Annotated in this window: 20 protein-coding genes; 7 read left to right on the top strand and 13 right to left on the bottom strand. The window is 75.1% G+C overall.

Features of this window, described 5'->3' with window-relative positions; genetic code table 11:
- Window positions 1-8: 8 nt before the first annotated feature.
- The 3 genes from ACWFNE_RS00770 to ACWFNE_RS00760 form a co-directional block, all read right to left on the bottom strand.
- The gene (locus ACWFNE_RS00770) at window positions 9-1,616 is read right to left on the bottom strand and encodes an esterase/lipase family protein (RefSeq protein ID WP_452120545.1); all 1,608 of its coding nucleotides are present in this window, start codon (window positions 1,614-1,616) and stop codon (window positions 9-11) included.
- Window positions 1,617-1,810: 194 nt separating this feature from the next.
- The gene (locus ACWFNE_RS00765; RefSeq protein WP_452120544.1) at window positions 1,811-2,317 is read right to left on the bottom strand and encodes a DUF4274 domain-containing protein; all 507 of its coding nucleotides are present in this window, start codon (window positions 2,315-2,317) and stop codon (window positions 1,811-1,813) included.
- A 30-nt stretch (window positions 2,318-2,347) separates the two neighbouring features.
- A complete protein-coding gene (locus ACWFNE_RS00760) occupies window positions 2,348-3,016 on the bottom strand; it encodes a mycothiol transferase (protein ID WP_452120543.1) in 669 nt (222 codons plus the stop codon).
- A 158-nt stretch (window positions 3,017-3,174) separates the two neighbouring features.
- Between ACWFNE_RS00760 and arr the strand changes: the two genes are divergently transcribed.
- Together arr and yiaA are read left to right on the top strand one after the other, a co-directional pair.
- Window positions 3,175-3,636: an NAD(+)--rifampin ADP-ribosyltransferase gene (gene arr, locus ACWFNE_RS00755; protein ID WP_452120542.1), complete on the top strand. Its 462-nt coding sequence runs from the start codon at window positions 3,175-3,177 to the stop codon at window positions 3,634-3,636.
- 199 nt (window positions 3,637-3,835) lie between these two features.
- Complete coding sequence (yiaA, locus tag ACWFNE_RS00750) at window positions 3,836-4,294, top strand: inner membrane protein YiaA (protein WP_452120541.1); 459 nt, start codon at window positions 3,836-3,838, stop codon at window positions 4,292-4,294.
- A 75-nt stretch (window positions 4,295-4,369) separates the two neighbouring features.
- Here yiaA and ACWFNE_RS00745 read toward each other — a convergent pair whose 3' ends face one another.
- From ACWFNE_RS00745 to ACWFNE_RS00730, 4 genes are all read right to left on the bottom strand, one after another.
- Window positions 4,370-5,653: an RNA polymerase sigma factor gene (locus ACWFNE_RS00745; RefSeq protein ID WP_452121122.1), complete on the bottom strand. Its 1,284-nt coding sequence runs from the start codon at window positions 5,651-5,653 to the stop codon at window positions 4,370-4,372.
- 63 nt (window positions 5,654-5,716) lie between these two features.
- Window positions 5,717-6,139, bottom strand: a complete 423-nt coding sequence (locus ACWFNE_RS00740) for a YciI family protein (RefSeq protein WP_452120540.1) — start codon at window positions 6,137-6,139, stop codon at window positions 5,717-5,719.
- Between the two features lie 129 nt (window positions 6,140-6,268).
- Complete coding sequence (locus ACWFNE_RS00735) at window positions 6,269-6,904, bottom strand: dihydrofolate reductase family protein (RefSeq protein ID WP_452120539.1); 636 nt, start codon at window positions 6,902-6,904, stop codon at window positions 6,269-6,271.
- Window positions 6,905-6,919: 15 nt separating this feature from the next.
- Window positions 6,920-8,374, bottom strand: a complete 1,455-nt coding sequence (locus tag ACWFNE_RS00730; protein WP_452120538.1) for an MFS transporter — start codon at window positions 8,372-8,374, stop codon at window positions 6,920-6,922.
- A gap of 184 nt (window positions 8,375-8,558) precedes the next feature.
- Between ACWFNE_RS00730 and ACWFNE_RS00725 the strand changes: the two genes are divergently transcribed.
- Entirely contained in the window at window positions 8,559-8,984 is a 426-nt protein-coding gene (locus ACWFNE_RS00725; protein WP_452120537.1) for a pyridoxamine 5'-phosphate oxidase family protein, read from the top strand.
- A 132-nt stretch (window positions 8,985-9,116) separates the two neighbouring features.
- Here ACWFNE_RS00725 and ACWFNE_RS00720 read toward each other — a convergent pair whose 3' ends face one another.
- Window positions 9,117-10,418: a cellulose binding domain-containing protein gene (locus ACWFNE_RS00720; protein ID WP_452120536.1), complete on the bottom strand. Its 1,302-nt coding sequence runs from the start codon at window positions 10,416-10,418 to the stop codon at window positions 9,117-9,119.
- 152 nt (window positions 10,419-10,570) lie between these two features.
- Entirely contained in the window at window positions 10,571-10,825 is a 255-nt protein-coding gene (locus tag ACWFNE_RS00715) for a LuxR C-terminal-related transcriptional regulator (protein ID WP_452120535.1), read from the bottom strand.
- A gap of 317 nt (window positions 10,826-11,142) precedes the next feature.
- Here ACWFNE_RS00715 and ACWFNE_RS00710 point away from each other — a divergent pair, with 317 nt between their 5' ends.
- The 3 genes from ACWFNE_RS00710 (at window position 11,143) to ACWFNE_RS00700 (ending at window position 14,871) form a co-directional block, all read left to right on the top strand.
- Window positions 11,143-13,737 carry a PKD domain-containing protein gene (locus ACWFNE_RS00710; RefSeq protein WP_452120534.1) on the top strand — a complete coding sequence of 865 codons (2,595 nt, stop codon included), beginning with the start codon at window positions 11,143-11,145 and terminating at the stop codon, window positions 13,735-13,737.
- Window positions 13,738-13,845: 108 nt separating this feature from the next.
- Complete coding sequence (locus ACWFNE_RS00705) at window positions 13,846-14,337, top strand: hypothetical protein (protein WP_452120533.1); 492 nt, start codon at window positions 13,846-13,848, stop codon at window positions 14,335-14,337.
- A 93-nt stretch (window positions 14,338-14,430) separates the two neighbouring features.
- Window positions 14,431-14,871 carry a hypothetical protein gene (locus ACWFNE_RS00700; RefSeq protein ID WP_452120532.1) on the top strand — a complete coding sequence of 147 codons (441 nt, stop codon included), beginning with the start codon at window positions 14,431-14,433 and terminating at the stop codon, window positions 14,869-14,871.
- Between the two features lie 471 nt (window positions 14,872-15,342).
- Here the strand turns inward: ACWFNE_RS00700 and ACWFNE_RS00695 are convergent, their stop codons facing one another.
- The 4 genes from ACWFNE_RS00695 to ACWFNE_RS00680 all read right to left on the bottom strand — a co-directional run bounded on the left by ACWFNE_RS00695 (window position 15,343) and on the right by ACWFNE_RS00680 (window position 19,593).
- Window positions 15,343-15,624, bottom strand: coding sequence for a hypothetical protein (locus tag ACWFNE_RS00695; RefSeq protein ID WP_452120531.1), 282 nt, complete (start codon window positions 15,622-15,624; stop codon window positions 15,343-15,345).
- A 40-nt stretch (window positions 15,625-15,664) separates the two neighbouring features.
- The gene (locus ACWFNE_RS00690; protein WP_452120530.1) at window positions 15,665-17,329 is read right to left on the bottom strand and encodes a TerD family protein; all 1,665 of its coding nucleotides are present in this window, start codon (window positions 17,327-17,329) and stop codon (window positions 15,665-15,667) included.
- Entirely contained in the window at window positions 17,326-18,621 is a 1,296-nt protein-coding gene (locus ACWFNE_RS00685; RefSeq protein WP_452120529.1) for a TerD family protein, read from the bottom strand. Before ACWFNE_RS00685 ends, ACWFNE_RS00690 begins: the two co-directional genes overlap by 4 nt.
- Window positions 18,622-18,741: 120 nt before the next feature.
- Window positions 18,742-19,593, bottom strand: coding sequence for an SDR family oxidoreductase (locus ACWFNE_RS00680; RefSeq protein ID WP_452120528.1), 852 nt, complete (start codon window positions 19,591-19,593; stop codon window positions 18,742-18,744).
- A 248-nt stretch (window positions 19,594-19,841) separates the two neighbouring features.
- Between ACWFNE_RS00680 and ACWFNE_RS00675 the strand changes: the two genes are divergently transcribed.
- Window positions 19,842-20,252: a cupredoxin domain-containing protein gene (locus tag ACWFNE_RS00675; protein WP_452120527.1), complete on the top strand. Its 411-nt coding sequence runs from the start codon at window positions 19,842-19,844 to the stop codon at window positions 20,250-20,252.
- Window positions 20,253-20,479 lie beyond the last annotated feature (227 nt).

Here is a 20,479-nt window from a genome sequence, read left to right as displayed (position 1 = left end):
GCCCTCCGTCACCCCACGGACGCACCGACCGCCGCAACCACCGCCGCCCGGTCCAGCGTCGACCGCGGGGCGACGACGATCTCGACCGCCGCGTCCGGCCCGAGCAGCTCGCGCGAGCCCTCGGGGACCGGCACGCGCACCCGCCAGCTCGCGGGCCGCTCGTCGAGGTCGGTGAGCGGGTCGGTGGCCGTCGGGTCCCAGTCACGCAGCGCGCCGGGGATCTGCGAGCTCCAGGTCGCCCACGTCCCGTACCGCCCGCCGGTGTCGGGGCCGATGTCGACGACGAGCGTGTCCGACCAGTCGGCCGCCTGCTCGAGGTGGTCGAGGAACGAGAGCAGCCCGTCGCGCTCGCGCAGCGACACGAGCCGCAGCCGCAGGACGTGCCGCATCGCCGTCACCACGTCCCCGGTGCGCTCGTCGGTCGGTCGGGTCGCGCCGCTCGACAGGAACGTCGTGACGAGCGGGACGGGGGTGTCGACACCGTCGCGCGCCGTGCGCCGCTCGATCTGGACCGGGCACAGGTGCGCGGCGGTCTGCTGGTGCAGCACCACGGGGAGCCCGCGGATCGACAGCGCCGTCTCGAGCTGCCACGACGTGTCGTCGGTGTCGTTGCCGGGCAGCCGGAGCCCCACGAGGCGCGCGGTCACGGCGAGGTCGCCGAACAGGAACCGGCGCAGGTTCTGGTAGCCCTCCTCGGAGTTCACGATCCCGTACCGGCCGCTGTGGCTGCGGTGCACGAGCGAGCGCGGCGCACCCTCGACGAACGCGTTGTCGACCTGCACGAGCCCGTCGCTGCGCGGCCCGACGGCGCGCGTCGAGAGACCGAGCGCCGTCGTGTAGTCCGCCGAGTTCGTGCCGACGAGGCAGAACAGCCGGTCGACGGGGAACCCGCCGTCGGGGATCGCAGCCGGCCGGAACTCGTCCCGGTCGGCGGCACCCGGCACGCGGGCCGGCGTCAGGTACTCGAACATCCGGTCGGGCCCGAAGATGTCGGCGCCGAGCACGCCCGTGAGGTCGCGGACCTTCTCGAGCAGCCCGAAGCCGACGAACTCGATGCCGCCGTGCGGGCTCGCGTACGTGAACACGCGGTCGACGAGCGCCGTCGCCGCGTCGAGCGTGCCGCCGAACCGCTCGTCGTCGGGCACCACCCGTTGCAGCAGCGAGCGCACGATCAGGCCGCCCATCGAGTGCGCGACGAGGAACACCCGCGGCGCGCCGGTCGTCCGGCGCACGAGCAGCACGAGGTCGAGCAGGCTCTGCGCGGCACGCTCGAGCGAGAAGCCCGCGGGGTCGTGCGTCAGCGTCGAGGCGAACTCGTCGTAGAAGCGGTGCACCCACACCGTCGCGGACGGCACCGCGCCCGGCGCCTGCTGGCGCAGGTACGCCTCCTGGTTGCCGTGCACGAGCAGGCGGTACCCGTGGTCGGTCATGAGCCGCAGCAGCGGGCTCTCGAACTGGTGGAACGCGGGCCGGTCGGCGCCGTCGACCCGGACCTGCACCGACCCCTCGTTGAAGCCGTAGAACGGGTCGTCGACCGCGGTGTCGATGCCGCTGCCACCCCCGGCGAAACCTCGGACGTAGATGATCGGCAGGCGACCGTCGCCCTCGTACGGCATGGCTGTCCTCCTCGCTCGGGACGCGACGACCGGCGGCGCCGCCGGCCCGTCGGGCACTCGTCCGCACGGAGGACGGCGCCGGACGCGCCCAGATACGCCCGACGCCGGTCGCGTCGCGAGCCGCTCACCGGACTGACGCGGTCACAGGCTCCGACGCTGCCCCCGGCCTGCCGGCGCGGTCACCGGCGGGTGCGTCAGTCGCCGAGGACCAGCGCCGCGTACCGCTCGTAGACGTCGAGCGGCAGCCCGTCCTCGGTGTCCTCGTCATCGACCATGGGCGTCCCCGCCGCGGGGCGCAGCATGAGCTCCGGCACCGGCCGGGCGACGGGGGCGAGGCCGTCGTACTCGGTGGTCCAGCTCGCCCCGTCGTCGTCGGTGGGGTCGAAGCCGAGGCCGTGGTCGGCGTAGAAGCCCGCGGCGTACCGGTCCTCGATCGTGCGCAGCAGCTCCCACGTGCGGCGCTGGTAGTCGTGTGCGTCGGTCGCGGTCGCGAATCGCGTGTGGAAGCCGGCGCCGAGCATCCAGTACGCGGCCAGGGCCGTCGCGCGGTCGGTCGACGGGTCGTCGAGCACGAACCGGATCAGCGCGTCGCCGTCGTCGTAGTTCGTGCCGCGGACGAACGTGTGGCGCTGCTGCGGCGTCGCCTCCCGCAGGAAGTCGCGCAGGAGCTGCTGGGCCGGGGACGGCGCGTCGGTGGTCACCACGGGACCGTACCGGGCGCCGGCGGACGGTCAGGCGGTGAAACCGGTCGCGCGGATCACCCGCGCCGGCACCCCGGCGACGACCGTGTCCGCCGGCACGTCCTTCGTCACGCCCGTCCCGGCGGCAGCCCGCGCTGCGGCCTCGACCTGCGCCCGGTGACGTGCCCGGGCGTCGCGGGTCGCGTCGTCCACCGGGCTGCCCGCGGTCGCTCCGGTGCCGACGACGCCGTCGAGCCCCTCACGGAGGATGTCGGCGTGGCCCGTGTGGCGGCTCGTCTCGACGAGCACGTGCACCACGACGTCGACGAGGCGCACGTCGGGCCGCGGCCACCACGGCACGTGCCCGGGGGCGTCGAGCGGCAGCGCGTCGATCGTCGCGTCCGCGTGCCGGCATGCCCGGGCGTAGCGGTCCAGGACGTCCGCGCGGGTCTCGTGCTCGGTCGCCCAGAAGTGCGCGCGGTTCGCCGCGGAGTCGTCCCACCGGGGCAGCGGCTCGGGGAAGGGGCGCCCGACGACCTCCCCGAGGTACCGGGCCTCCGTGAGGGCGAGGTGCTTGACGAGCCCCAGCAGGTTGGTGCCGGTCTCGGTGAGGGGACGGCGGACGTCGTGCTCCGGCAGCCCCTCGAGCGTGCCGAGCAGGGACGCGCGGATCCAGCGGAGCTCGTCGTGCAGGGACGCGCGGACGGGGTCGTGGGTCATGCCACCACCCTCCCAGCCGCACCCGCCGGCTCGGGCCGGCACGCTCGTCGTGGGTCCGCTCCTCGCACGCGCCGACGCCGTTGCACGATGGGGCGTCGGCCCCGGTCGACGCGCCGACCACACCCAGCGGACGGCGGTCCCGACCCGGGAGGACACCCATGAGCGAGCAGCCCGACACCCGGACGCCGGTCACCTACGACCGCTGCGACCACGTCACCGGACCCTTCTTCCACGGCACACGGTTCACGGTGGCGGTCGGTGCCGAGCTCGTCCCCGGTTACGGCTCGAACTACCAGCAGGGCCGGGTGTCGCGGAACATCTACTTCAGCGCGCTGGTCGAGACCGCGGTGTGGGGTGCCGAGCTCGCGACGGCGCTCGCGGCGGACGCCGGGCGCGGCCACGTGTACGTCGTCGAGCCGCTCGGCCCGTTCGAGGACGACCCGAACGTCACCGACAAGCGGTTCCCCGGCAACCCCACGCAGTCCTACCGGACCCGTCACCCGCTGCGTGTGGTCGCCGAGCTCGAGGACTGGGAGGGGCACGCGCCCGAGGTCCTCCAGGGCATGCTCGACGGCCTCGCACGGCTGCGGGAGCAGGGGCTCGACGTCATCGAGGACTGAGCCCTGCGGTCGCGCGCGCCGACCCCGGAGCAGGGGACCGGCGACCCCCTCCCGGCGGGGCGCGCGCGTGCGACGCGACACCGGACGGGTCGCTCACCGGGTGGATGTGGGGAGCTGTGCTTGCGGCCGGTCCACCCGGACCATCACCATCGTGGGCGCGACCGGCACGATGCCGGCCGCCCGACCTCCGGAGCGTCCCATGTCGCAGCACCCCGTCCCCGCCCGACCGACCGCCGCGTTCGTCGGTGCGTCCTGGGTGGCGCTGGCCATCGCCCTCACCGCGTTCGGGGTGGGGCTGTGGAACGCGACGATGGAGCTCTCGGAGAAGGGCTTCTACGGCACGCTGCTCCTGCTCGGCCTGTTCTCCGCGATCGCGCTGCAGAAGTCCGTGCGCGACCGTGCCGAGGGCGTGCCCGTGACCTCGATCTTCCTCGGGCTGTCGTGGAGCATGGTGGTCGTCTCGCTCGTGCTCATGGCGACGGGGCTGAGCAACGCGGCGCTGGAGCTCTCCGAGAAGGGCTTCTACGGCCTGGCGTACACGATGGCCATGTTCTCCGTGGTCGCCGTGCAGAAGAACGTGCGCGACCTGGCCGCCGCCGGGCCCGCGGCGCCGCAGCTGCCGGCCGAGCCGGAGGTCCAGGCGACCGTCTGGCAGTGAGCCCGCGCCGGTGGTGGGCTGACGGCGTGACGCACGCGCCCGTCCCGGCCCGGGCCGCCGTGCACGGCCCGCCCGTCAGAGCGCGGCGGCGCGCTCCAGCAGCAGCGTCCGCTCGCGCACGTTGCGCGTGAGCGACGCGGCCCGCTCGAGCTCGGCGCGGGCCTCGGTGTGCCGGCCCAGCCGCGCGAGGAGGTCGCCGCGCACGCTCGGCAGCAGGTGGTAGCCCTGCAGCACCGGGAAGGCGACGAGCTGGTCGAGCAGCGCGAGCCCGGCCGCCGGCCCGGACGCCATGGACAGCGCCACCGCGCGGTTGAGCTCGACCACGGGGGACGGCGTCCGCTCCGCGAGCTGCTCGTAGAGCGCCGCGATCCGCTCCCAGTCGGTGTCCTCGAAACGGCGGGCCCGCGCGTGGCAGGCCGCGATCGACGCCTGCAGCAGGTACGGCCCGGGGGCCCCTCCGGCCAGGGACTCGGCGCGCTCGCACGCGGCCAGGCCGCGACGGATCAGCAGCTGGTCCCAGCGGGCCCGGTTCTGGTCCGCGAGCAGGACCGGTTCGCCGCCCGGCCCGGTGCGCGCAGCCACCCGGGAGGCCTGGATCTCCAGGAGCGCGACGAGGCCGTGCACCTCGGGCTCGCGCGGGGTCAGCCGGGCCAGGACGCGGCCGAGCCGGAGCGCGTCCCCGCACAGCGCCGGGCGCATCCAGTCGTCCCCGGCGGTGGCGGCGTAACCCTCGTTGAAGATCAGGTAGACGACCTCGAGCACCGAGGAGAGCCGGCGCACGAGCTCGTCGCCCTGCGGCACCTCGAACGGCACCCGGGCCTTCGCGAGGGTCCGCTTGGCGCGGACGACCCGCTGCGCGACGGTCGGCTCCGGCACCAGGAACGCCCGCGCGATCTCCTCGGTGGTCAGGCCGCCGAGCAGCCGCAGGGTCAGCGCGACGCGCGCCTGCGTGGACAGCACCGGGTGGCACGCGACGAGGACGAGCCGCAGCAGGTCGTCACCGATGCCGTCGTCCTGCGCGACGACCTCGCCCACGTCGGGCGCGGACTGCTCGAGTCCCCGGCCGACCTCCTCGACCTTGCGCCGGAACGTCGCGTCGCGGCGGATCCGGTCGATCCCGCGGCGCCGCGCGGTGGTCATGAGCCAGGCGCCCGGGCTGCGCGGCACGCCGTCCGCCGGCCACTGCTCGAGCGCGGCGACGAGCGCGTCCTGCGCGAGCTCCTCGGCGACGCCGACGTCACGGACCAGCCGGGTCAGCCCTGCGACGAGCCGAGGTGACTCGATCCGCCAGACGGCCTCGACCGCGCGCGGGGTGTCGGTGACCGAGGACCCCGTTCCCGGCGGCGCGCGACCGGGCACGCCGGTGCTCGGGCGGGCCGCGCCGCCCCGCCCGAGCACCCGCTGCACCTCGCGTCCCTGCGCTCAGACCACGCCCGCGGCCTTGGCGCGGCGCCGCTCGACGGCCTCCTGCTGCTCGGCCGTGAAGCTCTCCCCGAAGTCCTCGGCGGAGACCACCCGCCGGATCTCGAGGTTCGTCGCCCCGTCGCCCGGCCGCGTCACCGGGCACCGCCGGAACCACGCCACGCACTCCTCGAGCGAGGACGTCTCGACCAGCCAGAAGCCCGCGACGAGCTCCTTGGTCTCGGTGAACGGCCCGTCCACCACCGTCGTCTCGTCGCCGTCGAAGAAGATCCGCGCCCCCGCGCTGCTCGGCAGCAGGCCCTCCGCGGCGAGGAGCACGCCCGCGTCGACCAGCTCCTCGATGAACCTCCCCATCGTGTCGAAGTCCTCGGTGGCGGGCATCACGCCGGCCTCGCTGTCCGCCGTCGCCTTCAGGATCACCATGAACCGCATCGTCGCCTCCTCGTGTCGGGGTCTGTCACCTGTGCGTCGAACGGGCGGGCGCCGGATCGACACGTCGCCGGACCGGGCTGGCCGCCCCGGCCGTCGGCCGGTGCTCGCGGGAGGCGCGGCTCAGCCCACGCCACGGCCCGGGGCGCTCATGTCCCCGGTCCCGGGGACGCCCTCGGCGCGTCCGTAGCGCAGGAGGACGGTCCCCCGCGGGCCGGCGACCGGGGGCTCGAGGAGAGACAGGTTCGTGGGGACGGCGCCGCCCGCGAACACCGTCTTCCCGGTCCCGAGGAGGATCGGGTGCACCCAGAGGTCCAGGCGGTCGAACAGCTGCTCGCGCAGGAGCGTCTGCAGCAGGTCGAGGCTCCCCACGACCTTCACGTGCTCGTGCCGGTCGCGGACCTCCCGGACGGCCTGCGCCAGGTCCGGGCCGAGCAGAGTGGACCCCGCCCACGACAGGTCGGGTCTGCCGCGCGACGCCACGTACTTGGGGACGCGGTTGAACAGCGTCGCGATGGACTCGTCGGGCCCGCCGGCCTGGTGCGGCCAGTAGGCGGCGAAGATGTCGTACGTGCGCCGGCCGAGCAGCAGCGCGTCCGTGCCCTCGTAGGCCGCGGCGACCTGCGCGCCGGACACGTCGTCCAGCAAGGGGGCCTGCCAGCCACCGAAGGGGAACCCGACCGGGTCCTCGTCGGGACCTCCCGGCGCCTGGGCGACGAGGTCCAGCGTGGCGAACACCTCGACGTGGATCAGTCCCATGGTGCGCTCCTCGGTTCAGTGCGTGGGTCCGTCGGGCACCGTGACCGCGGTGCCGCGCTCGCGGTCCGGCGCGGGGGTGGCGCCGTCGTCCTCCTCCGGCGACGGCGCCGCCGCGAGGTACGTCCGGGAGATCGCGCGGTACACCGGCGTGCGGAACGCGAGGAGCGCCGCCCCGGTGATGACCAGGCCGCTGACCAGGAAGATCAGCGCGATGCCGCGCGCGTCGCCCGTGCCGAGCACGGGCTCCAGCGTCGCGGCGCCCTCGTCGGACGCCGCCCACGGGATGATCCAGAACTGCGCGAGCGGCGAGATGACGAACGCGGTGATCGGCGCGGCAGCGCTCTCGAACGCCATCGCGAAGCCGAACACCCGCCCCTGCCGCTCGAGCGGGACGACGCGCTGGATGACCGTCTGCTCGGCCGCCTCGACCGCGGGGATCAGGCACAGGTACAGGAAGATCCCGAGGATGTAGAGCCACGCCCACTCACGGATCGTGAACATCGCCCCGAGCACGCCCATGGCGATGACGAGGACCAGCATCGTGCGCATCGGGTTGCGGCCGAGCCCGAACCTGGCGACCGCGAGCCCGCCGACGATGAAGCCGGTCGAGCCGATGCCGAAGAACACTCCCCACATCTGGACCGAGAACAGCTCGAGCCCGTAGGGGTCCATGAGCGACATGTAGACGCCGCCGATGAGGTTGTTGAACGTCGAGAAGATGATGAGCGCGAACAGGCCCTGGGCGGCGCGCACCACGGCGATCGAGCCGCGCAGGTCGATCGCGGCGGCGGTGCTCTCCGCCGGGGCGGCCGCGACCCGGTCCTCCGGGAAGCTCATCGTCATGAGGTGCACGAGCGTCACGGCGGTCAGCCCGAGCGCGACGGCGATCGTCCAGCCCATGCCGAGGAACCCGACGGACAGCCCGGAGACGACGGCGGTGACGATGAACGCCGCGCCCTGCACGGTGCCGACGAGGCCGTTGGCGTTCGCGCGGCGCTCGTCGGGCACGAGGATCGTCACGACCGTGGACAGGGCGATGCTGCGCATGTGCTCGACGACCGCGCCCGCGAGGATGATCACCGCGAACACCCAGAACCAGGGGGTGCCGAGGTCGGCGACGGTCTCCTCCCCGAGCGCCAGGAACAGCCCGCCGGCGAGGGCGAAGGCGACGAGCGTGGCCGTCGTCGACAGGCGCATCACCGTGAGCTTGCGGCGGTGGTCGACGACGGCACCGAAGAAGATGCTGCTGAACGAGATGAACAGCATGTACGCGCCGCCGATGAGCCCCGTCGCGAGGACCGACCGGGTCGCGAGGTAGGACCAGAACGTCAGGGCCCACCACAGGTAGCTCGTCGTGATGTTGGCGACGGCGGTGTTGACGAGCACGTGGCCGAACGTGCGCATCGCGGTCGACGGGTCGGGGGCGACGGTCGGCGGGGCGGTCGGTGCGGCGGGATGGTCGGAGCTCACGGGCGGTCCTTCCGGCGCGTACGGGGTCTCCAGCAGTAGACCGCGCCACCGCCCCGAAGTCATCGGAGATCCGCCCCTGACCGCCATCGATGACCTGACGCTCCGCCGGACGGTGCGCGGGGATGAACGACCGCCGGGACGCGGTTGACCTCGACGTGAGCCGCCCCTGGACCGAGGAGACGCCATGACCACCGACACGTCCCTGACCGCCGCCGACCTCGCGCTGCTGCGCCGGCCCCTGCACGGGTTCCTCACCGTGGCGGACGGGCCCGTGCCGCCCCAGCCGCGACCCGTCTGGTACGAGGTGACCGACGAGGGTGACGTCCAGCTCTTCACGGGCCCGGACACCGTGAAGGTGCGCCGGCTGCGCCGCGACCCGCGCGCGTCGATCGTCGTCGCCGCGCCGGTGGGGGAGCGCGAGCACTGGGTGTCGGTCGCGGGCCGGGTGACGGTGGAGACGGACGGGGCGCGCGACCTGGCGTCCCGCCTCGCCGCGCGGTACTGGGACCTGACGGACCCGGTGCGTGCGCAGGACCTCGCCGCGATCCTCGCGGAGGTCCAGGTGCGGCTCGTGCTCCACCCGGAGTCCGTCAGCCGCTACGCGTACTGACCCCGGCGTCCCGGCTGCGCGAGCGGACGAGCCACCATGGCCCGAGTGGCCCGCGCGGCCCGACGGGCGGCCGCGGTGCCGCGACCGCCCGTCGGCCCGTCCGGGCTCGCGCGCGTCAGGTCCCGGCGCGCGTCACGAGCTCGTGCAGGTGAGCGCGGGCGCCGGCGCCGCGCCGGTCCCGAGGAAGCCGAACGTGGTGCTGCCCCCCGCGGGAAGGCGGCCGTTCCAGTCGGCGCTGCGGACGACGACCTGACCGCCCAGCGTCGTCAGCGTGCCGTTCCACGCCTGGTCGACGCGCTCGCCCGACGGGCGCCACGTCACGCTCCACGAGGTCGACGGCGACCCGGCCGTGACGGTCACCTCGCCCTGGAAGCCGCCCGACCAGGTGTTCACGGTCCGGTACGTCGCGGTGCAGGCGCCGGCCGGGACCGGGGTCGTCGGCTCGGGCGTCGGCGTGGGCGACGTCGTCGGCGTCGGGCCCGTCGTGGGCGTGGGAGTGGGCGTCGCGGACGGGGTGGGCGTCGGGGTCGTCGTGGTCGACGGCAGGGACGTGAAGAACCGCCAGACCTCCCCGGGGACCCACGACTGCTGCTGCCCGCGGTCGCGCGCGTCCCACTGGTGGCCGCTGTCGGAGGCGAGCCAGACGACGGGGTAGCCGTCGCGGCACGTGTACGCGGTGCGGGTGTGGGTCCCGCTGCCCGCGGCGGGCTCGGGCGCCCCCTGGGCCTGGCAGCCGTTGGTCCGCAGCGCGCGGTCCCGCAGCGCGCGGCCCCGCAGCGCGCGGCCCTGGGAGATGTTCAGGACGTCGTCGACCACGCCGTGCGAGCCGAGGTACGCGATGGGCTGCGTGCCGCCGGCGCAGCCGGAGAGCTGCGCGCCGTTGAGCACGGCGACCGCGCGGAACACGTCGGCGCGCGTGCACGCCAGGGCGTTGCTCATGCCGCCGCCGTAGCTGAAGCCGGTCGCGAACCGCTGCGTCGTGTCGATGCACAGCGCCCCCTCGACGCGGCGCAGCACCTCGTCGACGAACGCGACGTCCTGCCCGCCCGAGTTGGGCCAGGCGTTGTCGATGCCCTGCGGCGCGACGAACACCGTGCTGGTGCCGGCGAGCGGCTTCAGGCCGTAGAAGCCCTGGTTCACGACGTCGGCAGCGGTGCCGTGCCACCAGTGCAGCCCGACGACGAGGCGGTACGGACGGTCCGGGTCGTACCCGGCGGGCACGTCGAGCCGGAACGTGCGGGACTGGCCGCCGCTCGTGACGGTGTGGGTGCCGGTCGCGAGGGCTGCGGGCCGGCCGCACCCGCCCGTGACGGCCGCCGGGACGGCGCCCCCGGGCAGTCCCGCGGCGGGCGCCGTGAGCCCCGCGACGGCGAGCGCCGCGGTCGCAGCGGCGAGGAGGACTCTCCGGCCTCGGGACGAGGTGGTGTTTCGCACGTGCCGCTCCCTCGGGCAGGGGTCCGCGCAGCGTCGCGTCGGACCTTCTCGGCGGGGTCGAGGCCCGCAGGGTCCGGCGAATCTACACCGGTGGAGAAGGGCCTGAGCAGGGGGTTGAAACGGTTCGGACCCGTGCCGGGCGGTCCGTCCGGTCAGTCGTGGCGACGCGGCGGTCCCTCGAGCCAGCCGCGTCGTGCCACCTCCCAGCCGAGCTGGAACCGGTTGTCCACGCGCAGCATCCGCATCAGCCGCGCGAGGTCGCGCTGCAGCGTCCGCTCCCCGACGTACGCCGCCGCGGCGGCGTCGTGGTCGCTCAAGCCGGCGGCGAGCAGCCGCAGGATCGTGAGCTGCCGCTCCGTGACGCCCACGGCAGGGGCGGGACCCGGCGCCGCGCGTCGCTGCGGCACACCCGTCGTCCCTCGAACGGACAAGGCCGGTCCCCCTCCGGCGTGCCGGCCGGGCACCGCCGTGTGCCCGCCCCGCGGCGCGTCCAGGCTGCCGGACTTGCGGCGGTTTGGGAACCCTCCCACGGCTCGCCGTCGACCGCTCCGGACGCTCGCGCGCGGGGTTGGCGGATTCTCGCCAACCCCGGCCGCGAGGGGTCCCGCAGGCGCGGGCGCCCGCCCTATGCTCGCGCCGCCACGCCACGTGCCTCCCGGCCGACCACTGGGGGCAGGAGCTCCACCGTGGTGCGACGTGCCGACCACTCGACGAGGGAGCCCTCATGAGACGAGCCGTTCTCGCACTGGCCGTGAGCGCCGCCACGGTGCTGGCCACGGTCGCACCCGGAGCCGCGGCGTCCACCGCACCGCCGGAGCCGCCACCCGCGGCGGCGTCGGCAGCCACACCCCCCGGTGCGGAGGAGACGAGCACGACGATCGAGCGGCTCGACGACGCGGGGTCCCCGGGCCCGTCCACCGCGCGGTCGCAGGCGACGGCCGACGGCGACGCGCTCGCCGCCGCGGCCGCGCAGGAGCGCCTGAGGATCACGCAGAACGGTCTGCGGGCACGCCCGCCGGTCCCGGAGGGCACCGAGGTGCCGCCGGAGGACCTCGACCCGCCCGAGGACGACCCGCAGCTCGACGTGGTTCCGGAGGACGCGCCGGCACCGCCGGCCGACGGGCCCACCGCCGAAGGCCTGACGCCGCAGGCCCTCGCACCCCTGCAGCAGGTCAGCATCACCGACTGCCAGGACTCCGACGCCGCCCGGGCCGACGAGGGCTTCGTCATCAGCCACTACTTCTGGTGCCAGACGGGCCGCTACCGCGCGAAGACCGAGGTGTGCGTCCGGATCGGACCGCTGCGCTGCGTCTACAAGCGGGAGACCGCGTGGGCGACGTTCCGGCTGACCACGATCGGCTACGGCTGGGACGCCTCGATGCCGCGGTCGGACGTCGAGTACGTCGACGCCAGCTACAACCAGATCCAGTTCGTGGCCCTGATCGACGACGTCCGCACCGGTCTCGCGGGCCCGGCGATGGTCCTGAGCGTCGGCATGCGCTGCACGGAGCAGACGACGGGCGCGTTCTGCCGCCAGCACCCTCTCGACCGGGGGCAGTCGAAGACGGTCGCGCAGTGGATGGCGGACGGCGGGACGTACCTCCGGTTCCTCCACGACCCCACCGAGGGCCAGGGCCGCGACACCCTGGCGTACTTCGACTTCGACACCGAGCTGGTGCTCGAGGGCGTGGACCGCGACTCGGAGACGATCGACGGCAACGGCTGGCGCTGCGACTCGGCGAGCTACCTGCAGGGCGGCCGCGGCTGCATGTTCGACCGGGTGACCGAGCAGATCCCGGTGAGCACCGACAACCCCGCCTACCCTCAGGCGGCCGCGCACGTCTACGACGCCCAGTTCCGGCCCGAGCTCACGCTCCCGCCCTTGGCCGGCAAGTCGGTCCCGGGCAACCCGTTCTCGGGGAACACGACCCCGCTGCACCGCCTGTACCCGGGGTACGACAACGCGCTCTACACGGCGAACCGCAACGCGGCCCGCGCCACGTGCCGGCAGTACTGGGGCGCGAGCTACGCCGACGGCGGCAACGACTGCGACGAGTACCCGCTCGCATCGACGTACCAGGGCGCCGCGACCGGCGACGGCAACTACTCGGCGCGCGTGATGCCCGGCTGGGACAACCAGAACCTCGGCCGGCGGATCGGCGCCTGGTACGGCACGCAGCGGATCCTGCACGACGACCCGTTCTACGTCGTCATCGTGCGTGGGGACGACGGCCACACCGGCGGCGGCCAGGGCGGTGGCGGCGCCGATCCCGCGCACCACACGAGCGTCAACGCCGGGCCGGACGTCCAGGGCACCGAGGGGTCCCCGGTGACGCTGCGCGGCTCGGTGCACTCGCTGTCCGCGGGCGGTGCGTCGGGACGCTGGACGTACTCGACCGTCGAGGCCGACGCCGGCACGACGTGCTCGTTCGGCAGCGACACCAGGGCGGTCACGTCGTTCACCTGCACCGACGACGGCGTCTTCACCGTGACCCTGACCGCCGCGTCGCCGGACGGTGACGTCTCCGACAGCGCCCGGGTAGCCCTCGAGAACGCACCGCCCACGATCGAGCTCACCGGGCCGGCGCCGTGGTCGCTGTTCCGGGCCGGGGTGCCGGTCGAGCTGCGGGCGACGGTCCGCGACGCCGGGAACGACCCCCTGACGTGCTCGGTCACCTGGGACGACGGGTCGACGGACGCGTACGCGGCGGCCGGCGGCACGTGCGACCGGACGCACGTGTTCACCGCGCCCGGGATGTACACGATCGAGGCGACGGTCGCGGACGACGACGGCGGCAGCGCGAAGGACGAGACGATGGTGATCGTCTACGACCCGGCTGCGGGCTGGACGAACCTCGACGGCTCGTCCGCCCTCGGTGGGACGGCGCCGGCGGCCGTGCTGCGGTCGGCCACGGGCCCGTCGTGGCACCACCTCACGGGGCGGTACTACAACGGCTCGGCCACCCCGACCGGGCGTGCCGCGCTCTGGGTCCCCGGGACGTCGTTCCGGCTCGAGGCGCGCGAGCTCGAGTGGCTCGTCGTGACGCCGGACGGGAAGACGGTCGCCAAGGGCACCGGGAGCGTCGACAACCGGCCGGGGTACGGGTTCGTGATGTACGGCTACCAGGGCTGTGACCGGGAGCCCGCACCGTGCCAGCCGGGTGCCAGCAAGGTCCGCACGCTGGTGTGGCCGCTCACGGAGGGCCCGACGCCGGGGACGGGGACGCTGTTCGACAACGCCCCGGACGCCGACTTCGACGTCGACGTCGCGGACCCCCGGGCCATGACCGAGGGCACGGTGTTGATCAGCAGGCCGTGACTGCGGTGGGATCGGGTCGGCGTCCCGGTCCGGTGGTCGGGGTGGCGCTCCGGGGGGAGCGCCACCCTCGGTGGGCGGGGCGGCGGCCCGGGCAGCGAGAGGAACCCTGTGACTGAGGTCGTGGCGCGGTACCTGCAGTTCCCCGATGTCGAGTTCGGCGTCTACGTGCTCGTGGACGTGCTGGCGCCGGAGAGCCCGCTGGAACGGTCCGGGGTGGGGCCGGGGGAGGACCGGCTGGTCTCGCCGGCACCGTACGGCGTGGCCCTGCACTCGGCGGGCAACGACTTCGCGCCGTCGGTCGAGCTGCGGGTGCTGTCGGGCGAGCCCGACGACGGCCCCGCGGACGACGGTCCGGCCGGCATCGGACCCGGCGGGAGCTGGGAGCGCGTGGCGACGGTCGAGTTCGAGGCGACGAGCGGGACGGTGCGGCTGGCGTCGGTGAACGGCGTGCCCGGGGGCGAGGACGTCCGGCTGCCCGCGCGGGGCCGGTACGCCGTGCGGGTGCGCTGCCGTGGGCGTGCCGAGGTCGCTGCGCTCCGGTCGAGCACGTCGTTCTTCACCGGCGTCGAGGAGTGGTCGCTCGACCTGTGGCCGCGGTGAGCGACGGGTTCGCGGCGGGGGCCGGCGCGGTCCGACCTCGCGCTCGGACGCTCACCGGGCCGCGGGACCTGTCGGGCGCACTACCGTTCGGGCATGAGCAACCTCACCGCCGTCGGCGACCGTGACTCCTGGCGCTGCTGGCTGTGCGACGAGCCCGTCGACCCCGACGCCTCGGTGAACTCCGACCTGGGCCCGAGCGTCGACCTCGGGGTCACGAGGTCCAAGAAGGCTGCGGCCGGCACCGAGCGGCTCGCGCACCGGGCCTGCAACACCCGCAAGGGAGCGGTCACACCCGTGGTGCCGTGGTCGCCCGACCTCTTCGTCGTCGACCCCGCGCCGATCGTCGCGACGGTGGAGCGTCTCGGCCGCAAGGGCGGGCGCGAGGTCGTGGCGCGCTGCCCGAGCCGTGCCGACGCCGACGAGGCCGCGGCGTGGCTCGTCGACCGCCTGTCGCGGTTCGCCCCCGACCTGGCGGTCGCCACGCAGGTCGAGCCCGGCGGCGGGCAGTTCCTGCTGGTGCTGCGCGCCGCCTGAGCGGTTTCCTGTTCCCCGCGCCGGGGTCGCCTGCACCGGTCGAGGGCTCCGCGGACCCGGGTCGCCGGGCCGACGGGGTGCTCGGCGGCAGCACGGCCGACACGCCGCTGCCCGACGGGACGGTCGTGGCCGTGGACCCGGTGGCCGGCGGCTGGGTCCTGCGGCTCGGACCGTCGCTCACGGTCGACGTCGGCCACGGCGCGTGGCGCGAGAGCGCACCGCTCGGCAGACCCGTCGTCGCGTCCGGCGCCTGGCACGGCGACACCTTCGTCGCCGTCCTGCGCGTCGTCACGACCCCGCACCGCGTGCGCGTCACGGTCGACCCCAACGCCGGGACGGCCACCGCGACGTGGAGCACGGTGCCGCTGCCCACCCCGCTCCTGGAGCGGCACCTGCGGGCGCCGCTGAGCACGCGGCCGGACCACGGTAGCCGTCCGCGCGCGCGCGGAGGGCCCGGCGCCGCCCGGGCCGTCAGAGGTACGGCGTCAGCGCCGCTGCGCTCGCCCGGGCCACCGCGGCGGCGTCCGTGTCGCCACGCCCCGCGTGCGTCGTCGCCTCCTTCTCGAACCGCTGGACCGCCAGCGCCACGAGCGACGGCACGCGGCCCTCGAGGAACGGGGCGCCTTCCTTGTACTCGGCGAACTCGGCCCACCCGAGGACCCGGCTCAGGGCGTGCGCCTGCGCACCCCGGGGGTCGTCGAGCGCGGAGAGGTCGGCCCTGATCCGGCGCAGCGCCGGAGCCTCGTCGTCCATGCCGTCATCCTCCCGCCCGCCGGGCCGGTCCGCCGCCCCGTCAGCTCCAGCCCGTGCCGGCCGCCGAGCGCAGGACGCCGTCGAGCACGCCCGCGTCGTCCGGGCCGAGGTCGGGGGTGTACCGCCACTGGGTGCCCGTCCAGCCGTCCGCGAGGTGGTCGTCCGGTTCGAGGGGAAGCCGCATCGACTGGCGGAACAGCGTGGTGACGAGGGGGCTGCCGTCGTGGACCGGGCTGTGCTCGCCGGTGAGGAGCACCTGGACGCCGGCCGACGGGCCCTCGTCGACGAGGTAGCGCAGGCGGCCGACCGCGGCGTCGTCGAGCGCCGTCGGGAAGTCGTGCAGCACGAGGAGCCGGTCCGCGGCGTCGCCCCCGAGCGCGTCCATGGCGCCGGCCGACCGAGCCATCTGCACGAGGTCGACGCGGCGCACGAGGGCGTCGAGCACCTCGCCCGCCGCCGCGACGGACGTGGCTGCGGGCGTCGTCATGACGCGGCTGCCCGGCTGGGCGAGCGCGGCGAGGGAGGGCGCGAGCCCGCCGGTGAGGTCGACGACGTGCACCTCCAGACCGCCTGCCGGGTAGGCCGCGAGCAGCCGTGCGACGAGCGCGCGCACCGTGCGGACCGCCGCGCCGCCGGGGTCGGTGCGGGTGTCGACCCACAGGGGTCGGGTCAGCGGGAGGGCGAGCAGCATCGGGAACTGCAGCCAGGGCGCCTCCTCGACGTGGAGCTCCCCGACGCGCACGGCGGGCGCGAGCACCGGCGGGGGCCGCCAGCCACGCCACCCGGCCGACGTCCACGGCGCCATCGCGGACGGGAGCCGGGTGTCGAGCTCGGCGAGCTCCGCGGCGAGCTGCCGCAGGTCGGCGTCGTGCCGGGCACGGGCCTGGCCGACGAGGTCCGCGTGCTCGCGCTCCGCCGCCGCGGAGGCCTGCTGGTGCGCCGCGCCGCCGCGCAGCCGGGGGTCGGCGACGATCTCGCCGAGCGCCGCGTCACGCCGGCCGTCGGCGTACCCGACGCTCGACCGCAGCGCGGCCGTCGAGCGGGCGGCGTCCTCGAAGATCGCGGCGGCCTGCCGCAGGAGACGCTCGCCGTCGCTGGTGCCGGGCGGCAGGGGCGCAGCGGGCCCGGGCGGGGGCGGCGAGGCGGCGCTCGGACCGTGCGCCGCGGAGGGCGTCGGGGCGACGGGGGCCGGTGGCTCGTCGTCCACCTCGATCCCGTGCGCGGTGACGGCCTGCGCGAGCCCGCCGTCGTACCCCTGCCCGACGGCCCGGACCTTCCACGCCGGACCCCGGCGGTACACCTCCACGGCGACGACCGCGCGCTCGCTCGTGAGCCCGACCAGCGGGAACCGCGCCCGCTCCGTGCCGTCGCCGCCGCGCAGCACCGCGGTGAGCAGCGGCAGCCCGCCGAGCGCCGGGCGGTGCGGGTCGACGCTCACGACGCACAGGACGGCGTGGACGCGCGCGGGGATCCCGGCGAGGTCGAGGCGGACCCGCCCGGGAGTGCCGGGCTCGAGCACCGCGCCCGGCGCCGTGGGCTGGTTGTAGAACACGAGGTCGTCGGAGGACGCGACCCGCTGCTGCGCGTCGACGAGCAGCACCGAGACGTCGCAGTCGGCGGCCGCCGCCCCCGTGACCTCGACCAGCACACCGGCGTCGGGCCACGGGACGTTCTGCCCCCGGGCGAGCTCGAGCGGTGAGCTCACCCGAGGTACCGGGCGAGCGACGGGATGCTGTCGGCCGGGGTCCGGGCCTGCAGGCCCTCGCCGACGGCCTGCAGCTTCCACGCCGACCCCTGCCGGTACACGCGCGCCATGAGCATGCCCGTGAACGGCATCCCGCCGGCCAGGGTGTAGCGGGCGAGCTCGACCCCCGTGGTGTGGTCGACGAGCCGGCAGAACGCGTTCTGCACCTGCTCGAACGTCTGGCCCTGGTACGAGGTCACCACGAGCATCACGCTCGTCACGTGGACCGGCACGCGGGTGAGGTCGATCAGCATCGTCTCGTCGTCGCCCTCGCCCTCCCCGGTCCGGTTGTCGCCCATGTGCTGGACCGAGCCGTCGCGCGTGCGGAGCTGGTTGTAGAACGCGACGTCGACCGGGTCGGAGCCCGCGAACAGGATCGCGGAGGCGTCGAGGTCGATCTCGACCTCGCGGCTGCCGAACATCCCGCGCTTCTTGACCGGGTCCCAGCCCAGGCCCATGCGGACCATCGTGAGCGCGACGCCGCCGTCCTTGGTCAGCGTGACCTTCTGGCCCTTCGTGAGGCTCACGGGGCGCGCCTTGGTCAGCTGGACCTCGCCGCTGCTCGCGGCGTCGGCCCGGCCGGGCGCCAGCGCGGGAGGCGCCGGGGGCGCGGGGGGCGGCGGCGTGGTCTGCGCGGGCGGCGGGCCCCACGACCGGGCCGGGCGCTCGGCGGGCGCAGGCGGCGCGGGCGGCGGGACGGCGGCGGCGGGAGCCGGGGGTGCGACGGCCGGCGTGGCCGCCGGTGCGGGCTCGTCGTCGACGGACACGCCGTGGTCGGTGATGAGGTCGGCGAGGCCGCCCGCGTACCCCTGCCCGACGGCGCGCACCTTCCACGCCCCGGCGCGCCGGTACAGCTCGAGCGCGACGACGATGCTCTCCGTGGTCAGGTCCGTCATCGAGAACTCGACCAAGGGGGTCCCGGCGTCGTCGGCGACGCGCGCGACCGGCTGCCCGACCCGGCCGAACGCGGCCGTCGTGTCGTCGAGGCTCGTGACGACCCGGACCGCGTGGACGTCCGCGGGCACGGCGGCGAGGTCCACCTCGACGCGCCACGGCTGCCCGGCCGAGGGCTGCAGGCACCGGACGCCCGGCCCGGTCGGCTGGTTGTAGAAGACGAAGTCGGCGTCGGAGCGGACCTTGCCGCTCTCCGTGACGAGCAGGGCCGAGATGTCCGCGGGCGCCGGGACGTCGACGGTGAGCGTGACGCGGGACGCGGTCAGCGGGGCGTTGGCCCCCTTGGTGAGCTGGTCCACCAGGATCCTTCCGTGGGTCGCCGACCGGGCGAGGCACCGGCCACGGGGAATGTACCGGCCGGGCGGGACGGCCGGTCGGCTCCGCCCGAAAGAGCCGAGGATGAATCGTGCCGCGTGGGCTCAGCGGCCCTGCAAGAAGCTCCGCAGGTCGGTCGGGGGTACGCCGGTGACCCGCTCGACCGCGTCGGACGGCTCGGCCATGACACCGCTCGCGATCGCCGTGTACGTGCTGACCCAGGCGTCGACCTGCCATCGCGGTGCTCCGTAGGGGGCGCGGGAGGCGTACGCCTCCTCGACGGTCTCGTCGTGGAACGTGACGCTGCGCCCACGGACCTCGCCGACGATCCGGGCCACGTCGCTCATCGACAGCGGCTCCGGGCCCGTGACGTCGTAGGTCGCCCCCGCGTGCGCGTCCGGGTCGAGGAGCACCGCGGCCGCGACGCGGGCGACGTCGGCGCGCGCGACGACCGCGCAGCGCCCGTCCCCGGCCGGTCCGCGGATGACGCCGTCCGGCCCGACGAGGGCCTCCATGAAGTCGATGTAGAAGGTGTCCCGCAGGAAGGTCCACGCCATGCCCGAGGCCCTCACGTGCTCCTCGGTGGCGTGGTGGTCGCGGGCGAGCGTGAACGTCGCGTCGGGCGCCGCCGCGGCGAACGAGGTGTAGACGACGTGCCGCACCCCGGCACCGGCCGCCGCGTCGACGAACGTGGCGTGGTCGGCGGCGCGGGTCGGGCTCTCGTGCGCCGAGACCATGAGCAGGACGTCGGCGCCGCGCAGCGCGGCGAGGGACAGGTCGTGGTCGGCGTAGTCGATGCGGTCCACCGCGGTGACCGACGCGAGCCGGGGGACGCGCGCGCTCGACGGGTCGCGCACGAGCAGCCGCTGTGCGCGACCCGCGGCGTCGAGGTGACGGGCGACGAGGCCGCCGACGTGGCCGGTGGCACCGGTGACGGCGATGGTGGGTCCGGTCATGAGGGTGCTCCGTCGGCTCGGGGTGTCGCTCCATCGTGCTCGGTCTGGGGCGTGGCGGCGAGCCCCGTCGGGCCGCCCGAGCCGGACCGGACCCCGACCGGCGCAGATCGCGGCGAAGCGGGACGTATCCGGCGGTCCGGTCGTCGCTCTGTCCTGCGTACCGGATCGACGCCTCGCGGAGGCGCGCGGCCTCGCGCGGCTCCCGTGGCCGGCCGGGACCCGGCACAGGACCCCGAACGGAGACACCGATGCGCGCGCCACGGCTCACGATCGCCACCGCCCTGGTCGTCGCGGCCATGATCATCCCGGCCGCCGCGCCGGCGCTGCACGCGCGCCCGGTCGGGACGGTCGGCATGGGCCACGAGGGGTACGTGATCACCGGGGTGCCCGACGCCGAGCGCGGCGACGACGGCGTCCCCGTCATCACGATCAGCCGCGGCGACCGGCTGAGCTTCCAGAACGACTCCCGGTGGGTGCACATCATCGGACCCGGGTCCCGCGGGCTCGTCACCCACCCCGGCCACGGCGCCATGGCCCCGCTGAAGATGCTCGAGGAGAACGACGTCTACACCACGCCGCCGTGGACCACGGCCGGCACGTTCCTCCTCACCTGCACGGTGCACCCGGAGATGAACGCGAAGGTGGTCGTCCTCCCGTGACGGAGGCGTCCCCTCGATCCGACCGACCACCCGATCAGCCCTGCCCGGGCTCGTCACGACGAGAGGAGGGAAAGCCATGAAGTCTCTGCTGAAGACCGCGAAGCACGCGAAGTACGTGCTGGGTTCGATGTCCGCCGTCATGTTCGCCGTCGGCGCCGGGAACGGCTTCTGACCGCCACCCCGACTGCGCGCCCGCCGTCACCGCGGGCGCGCAGTCACCCCCCGCT

This window comes from Cellulomonas sp. NPDC055163 (assembly GCF_053607065.1).
The sequence above is the reverse complement of the archived record's forward strand: the minus strand, read 5'-3'. Positions and strand labels throughout refer to the sequence as shown.